Genomic DNA, 5,999 nt, shown 5'->3' on the forward strand with positions numbered 1-5,999 from the left:
GATTTTTGTATCATATTAAGAACGATACCTGCTTTTAAATTCGGATGCTTTTTTTGTGCCTCAATAAGTAATTGAATAGTTGCTTTGATGGCCATCACATCCAATACACCAGCTTTGGTTGGGATTAGTACATAATCGGAAAGTTCGAAAAAGTCGGGTAGAAGTGTCGAAAGATAAGGTGGGGTGTCTATGATGGCAACATCATATTGATTTTGAACTTTGCCCAAGTTTTCGATAGGTACTAAATCAAGACCCTTCAAACCTACGTACTCACCCAAACCGGATATACTTCCCTGCGGATCGGAGTCGAGAACTGCCACTCGCAATGAATGTTTGAGGCAATAAGCAATATTTAGTGCCAGGGATGTTTTGCCAACTCCACCTTTTTGATGTGCTATCGTTATTATTTTCATTTTTATTGGTGCCACTGTCTACCTAATCACTTTGAATAGATCGTAAAACGGTTGGCCTTTATAATTTATATCACAAAGCTAAATAACAATTACTAAAATTTGAAATAATAGTTTATGTATTTATGTAATTACTCAATAATATATCCTTCATTATCAGGTATTTAATATCATTTCATGATTATGTATTTATGTAATTATGTATAATTTGAATTTTTCTAAATGGTTATAAATGATTTGAATACATCATTTATGACGAATTACCTCTTCCAAGATTTGACAAATGAAGACTCCCAATCTAATCATATTGAACACAAAACTAAGGTAACATACTGTGCCCAATCAATGTCGATAAATTTATGTTTCAGTTAAACCATTATTTTATAAAGGCACTAGAGATATTGCCAGACCTTACCAAAAGTAAACCACAATTTTTTAGTTATTAAAATATTCAAGGCCAAACCAAATTATACCTTGTAAATTTTAAATTTAGCATTTGGGTTAATTCATATTTACTTTATGGATTTAGCTTTCACAACCGAATGGCCACAAATACATATTTCTGTAATTATGTATTATTTCGAAATGGCATGGAATAATCACTAAAATAATTAAGGATAATATCGCCGAATGCCGTAAAAAGGTAGTATTATTATTAATAAATGTATAAAAAGAGTGAACAAATACATAAATACATCTTTATGTAATTATGTAACACCGGGATTCAATTAAGATATTAAATTTAAAGTCTCACGTTTACAGCCAGAATGTTCTAAACAAAAATGCAATTCCAGCACTGCAAAGGTTAAAGACATTGAAACGAAGATTTATAAACAACTAAGACCAAAGTATCACCCTAGCTCTTAGCAGAAGATAAAATAATTATCTAAAATACGTATTTATGTAATTATGTATTCTTACAAAATAGCTATCGCTTATATTGGAAAATCTAAATTACTGAGAAACCCTAAACCAAAAAATAGAGAATTTCCCTTAGAAATTAGATTTATCGGATTTATGTAAATATATATTTAAGTATTTATGGCAAAACTTAAAACGAACCTAAATCAAGTTTTAAATAGTTTATGAAACAATATCTTAAATAAGTATCCAAACACTAAAATAAGTTAACAAATTATCAATACATATTTATGTAAATACGTATTGATGTATTGGTTTCAAATGGAATATTAACTTTTATAAATAGGGATTACATCGCCAAATGAACTAAAATGGTAGTACTGTGAATAATAGCATTATAAAATGAACAAACAAATTACACAAATACATATTTATGTAATTATGCTTTTATGTCAAAGAAAGGGGGTCGTATAGGACAACCCCCAACACTCATTCCGCTCAGGTCGGTACAACCCAGCTGGACGGTGTAAAATTAGTATTCTTCAAGTCACGTAACAAATTTTTATATTCATGTCGTCCAGAAGCTAGGCCTCCCGGCCCACTCCAATGACTCAAATCCACGCAAAAAATCTCAAAGGGATGAAAGTGCTGAACACCAAATAATATAAACTTATCTAGGCCTGTAGCATCAGCAGCAAAACCAGCTTCAATATGGTAAAGACTGGGAATAACTGATGCAACGAAAGCCTGATAGTCAATTTCGTTGGTAACCTTGAAGGAAAGTAATGTTTCGTTAAAAATAGCATCAGCTTGATAAAGACAAGATAAACCCTCAGATTGGAAAGAGTAATTTTGATAATTAAGTGAATTTTGTAGTAATCGAGAAATGCCTTTATTAGACAGAATCTTCTGATACATTTCGTTAATTTTACTCTGTCTAACAGAAGAAAGGGTGTGCCAAACGGTACCCGGGAATGTCTCCGGTGATAAAAATGAAGATTTAAAAATGTCTTGAAAGGCGACTATGTCAGGATGTGTTTTACGGTTATCGGCCGATTGCAAACATTTAAACTCACAAATGTCTAAGTAAGTATATGGCCTCTGAATGGGTGTGAGATACATAAATTTTGAGGGTAAAATTGAAAAAATTGAGTAGGGGAGTAGCCCTACTCTCGATAATAAATTAGGTTAATTCAGCCGAACATTCGATGTTTGATACCAAATACTCTTTCCTTGAAAGTAAAGCTGGCGACCTATAGGAATCTGAGCAAAATGTAATCTCTTCTGCATCTGTAATGGTATCCTGTCTAAATACCATAAAATCTGCAGCATATTCCTTTTGAATAATAAGCGACTCAGGAGGTGTCTCCGAATAAGTAAACTGTGCAACATAATAAGTCCCATTCGCTTTTTCATTTGTCCTTTTTTCTGAAATGACCCTCAAAATCACGCTTTCCAAAAGTAAGCCATCATAAACTAATTGGCTTAACATGGTTTGTAATATTTGGGCAGAAGTGTTATTGAACATAATAGAACAAACACAGTTGTCGGCATCAATGAAAAAAAGTTCCGCCCACAAGTCGCGGTTTTTTCTACCAAACAACTCTGCGTAAAAAATACGCCAGGCCACTGGAGAGAATTCCAAACTGTTCCCCAAATCTTTAATACCATTGATGTTAAAACGGCCATTTTGGCCATTAAATCGATATTGCCTAGGATTACCTTGTAAATACTTAATATTGTTAACTACAGCCCCTGTTTGGGGCTCTATAGACTGGTATGATTTTAACGCTGAAAGCGTTTTTGCCAATTCTGACAATTGTGCTATTTGAACCATGAGATAAGTGAATTAAAGATTTGAAAAAAATGACGGATTTTCGATACTAGATTTTAGAAAATTGAAGGCTTTGTCCTTAACTTCATCGAATGAACGTTTGGAACAAATAACAAAACCCATACTGTCAAAAATACCGAGATGATCAAGTGTTGACTCTGCCGGTGATTTAGAGGGACTACCATAAACAAAAGTGCTAATTTCAGAAGCCCCCTGCTTAGCCGAGATTCGAATGGATTCAAGCGTTTCTTGATTTACGGCCAACACCGTACCACTGAACCGAGCATTTCTTAAGTAAATAATTGGATCTTCCATGAGTGAGAAAATTATCTCCCTCCATCTAGGGCAGGAGGGAGGATTAAAATGTTAGTTTAATGAGGGAATTTGTAAGACATCAGAAATAACATCCTTGACATGAACATCAATCTGGCTTTTCAAAAAATCACGTAGATTAATCCTGGAATCATGGCTTAAAAAATAGTTAAAGCCATTGTATAACTGCCAAGCTGATAATCGTTCAGTGCCTAAAGTCGCCATTTCTTCAGCAATTTTAGTTGGCACCTCTGCCAATATTTTCTTAGGAAAGGAAACAGTCCCCTTGAAATCCTTCAAGGTCTCGATTATTAAATCTCTCTCCGTAGGGGTAACCACTCTGTCTGTAAATGGCTTAAATAAGTCTTTCTTGATTTTGAAGGTACTCAAAGCCGAACCTAATCCCTTGACCAAAGAAGATGTATCGGTATGGTGTTTCAGCATATTCTTGTTGATACCAGGGGCTTTGAATGTCTGCCAAGCACACAAACCATTGGAACAAATTTGACGAAAGGCCAAAAATTCAATAGACGATTTCAGGGTTCCATCATAAGAATTACGTGTACGTACCATCAATTTAATGAAATCATTTGCCGCTACTTCCAGATTTTTGGCATCGATAATGAAATCAACACAAAAACGAGAATCATCTTCATTTAAAGTTTGAATGATAACTTGAGAGGTTCCGAAGCTCCTTGTAAGCTCTTCGTAGATGGGTGTAAAGAATTCTTGATTAGGAGTTAGTTTGTAGTTCCGACCAGCAAAATTGATTACCTTTTCATGAAATGGCAGATAAACCACTTGTGCGTAAGCCTGGCTAAATTTGGTTTTTGGAAATAGCTGCTCGTTGGGTAAATCATAAATTTCCACTGGGAAAAAGAGACTATCCAAGTGCTGAGATTTGGAAGTTGAACTTAAGCATGTACCGTGCTCAAATCCAGATGTTAAAGTGTTCATAATATGAGTGTTTAAATGTTTTATTACCCTACTAAATTACTTAAAAATATCAACAAATACAAGTATTTATGTATGTTTTATACATCTTTATGTGTTTCATGTGGAACATGAAAATCTTGAATTTCGTGGGTAGCACTGTCTGCTGCCGTGCTGGCCGCATGGAGGGAATACCGGCAAACGGAGAATGAAAGAAAAACCGAAACCCCATAAAATAGTAATGACGCGAAGCACCGCTTAAACTTGAACATGAAAAAAAGGCAAACGGCACAAAGAACCCAAGAACGAAACCCCAAAAGCAAAAAGAAAACATCCAACAATAGCAGGTAAAAAATTTGGCACACAAGGGCTTGTGAAAAAATACTACCCCGTGATAGCGGGGTGGAGATTTTTTTAACAAGGCGAAGCGTACCCTTGGGGGACATATTTTTTAGCTGCAACTTATTTTCTTTTTGTGTTGGGGTGGAGTGGGAGGGATATGACGTGAATCTTTCAAGGGTGAAAGGATTAATTAAAAACAATTGATGCAGCTGATGGGCTTATGGAGAAACTTTATCCTGAGGGAGAATGAAAGCCCATGTTCTGCCACCGACAGTGAACGCTACACGGCATTTGTAACCTTTGAAAATAATCGATTGTAAAAAATGCTGTGTAGTGGTGGACTTTTGTATTCCAATTTAATAATGGAGTAGGAGGGAAGCTGGCATTACTTAACCGTGGTCCTAATGGAAATGGATACAATTGATGCAGATGATGGGCTTATGGAAAAACTTTATCTTGAGGGAGTATGAAAGCCCATGTACTGCCACCAACAGTGAACGCTACACGGCATTTGTGACCTTTGAAAATAATCGATTGTAAAAAATGCTGTGTAGTGGTGGACTTTTGTTATCCGATTCAACGGTGGAGTAGGAGGGAAGCTGGCATTACTTAACCGTGGTCCTAATGGAAATGGATACAATTGATGCAGATGATGGGCTTATGGAAAAACTTTATCTTGAGGGAGTATGAAAGCCCATGTACTGCCACCAACAGTGAACGCTACACGGCATTTGTGACCGTTGAAAATAATCGATTGTAAAAAATGCTGTGTAGTGGTGGACTTTTGTTATCCGATTCAACGGTGGAGTAGGAGGGAAGCTGGCATTACTTAACCGTGGTCCTAATGGAAATGGATACAATTGATGCAGATGATGGGCTTATGGAAAAACTTTATCTTGAGGGAGTATGAAAGCCCATGTACTGCCACCAACAGTGAACGCTACACGGCATTTGTGACCGTTGAAAATAATCGATTGTAAAAAATGCTGTGTAGTGGTGGACTTTTGTTATCCGATTCAACGGTGGAGTAGGAGGGAAGCTGGCATTACTTAACCGTGGTCCTAATGGAAATGGATACAATTGATGCAGATGATGGGCTTATGGAAAAACTTTATCTTGAGGGAGTATGAAAGCCCATGTACTGCCACCAACAGTGAACGCTACACGGCATTTGTGACCGTTGAAAATAATCGATTGTAAAAAATGCTGTGTAGTGGTGGACTTTTGTTATCCGATTCAACGGTGGAGTAGGAGGGAAGCTGGCATTACTTAACCGTGGTCCTAATGGAAATGGATACAATTGATGC

General features: G+C 36.2%; 5 protein-coding genes. All 5 read right to left on the minus strand.

Annotated elements, in window-relative coordinates; genetic code table 11:
- Window positions 1-413, minus strand: a 413-nt coding sequence (locus EGI31_RS13970; RefSeq protein ID WP_255037845.1) for a ParA family protein, incomplete at its 3' end; no start/stop codon positions are given.
- Window positions 414-1,769: 1,356 nt separating this feature from the next.
- Entirely contained in the window at window positions 1,770-2,393 is a 624-nt protein-coding gene (locus tag EGI31_RS13975) for a hypothetical protein (protein ID WP_255037846.1), read from the minus strand.
- Between the two features lie 61 nt (window positions 2,394-2,454).
- A complete protein-coding gene (locus EGI31_RS13980) occupies window positions 2,455-3,108 on the minus strand; it encodes a hypothetical protein (RefSeq protein ID WP_255037847.1) in 654 nt (217 codons plus the stop codon).
- Window positions 3,109-3,120: 12 nt separating this feature from the next.
- A complete protein-coding gene (locus tag EGI31_RS13985) occupies window positions 3,121-3,420 on the minus strand; it encodes a hypothetical protein (protein ID WP_255037848.1) in 300 nt (99 codons plus the stop codon).
- A 51-nt stretch (window positions 3,421-3,471) separates the two neighbouring features.
- Window positions 3,472-4,374 (minus strand): DUF932 domain-containing protein, encoded by a 903-nt coding sequence (locus EGI31_RS13990; RefSeq protein WP_255037849.1) that lies wholly within the window; start codon window positions 4,372-4,374, stop codon window positions 3,472-3,474.
- Window positions 4,375-5,999: the final 1,625 nt, after the last annotated feature.

Origin of the sequence: Lacihabitans soyangensis, from assembly GCF_024343775.1 — a bacterium.
Taxonomy (GTDB): domain Bacteria; phylum Bacteroidota; class Bacteroidia; order Cytophagales; family Spirosomataceae; genus Leadbetterella; species Leadbetterella soyangensis.

What these genes read in the sequence shown, in the direction of transcription:
- EGI31_RS13975 (WP_255037846.1), bottom strand. Translation starts at nt 2,393, where the DNA reads ATGTATCTCACACCCATTCAGAGGCCATATACTTACTTAGACATTTGT.
- EGI31_RS13980 (WP_255037847.1), bottom strand. Translation starts at nt 3,108, where the DNA reads ATGGTTCAAATAGCACAATTGTCAGAATTGGCAAAAACGCTTTCAGCG.
- EGI31_RS13985 (WP_255037848.1), bottom strand. Translation starts at nt 3,420, where the DNA reads ATGGAAGATCCAATTATTTACTTAAGAAATGCTCGGTTCAGTGGTACG.
- EGI31_RS13990 (WP_255037849.1), bottom strand. Translation starts at nt 4,374, where the DNA reads ATGAACACTTTAACATCTGGATTTGAGCACGGTACATGCTTAAGTTCA.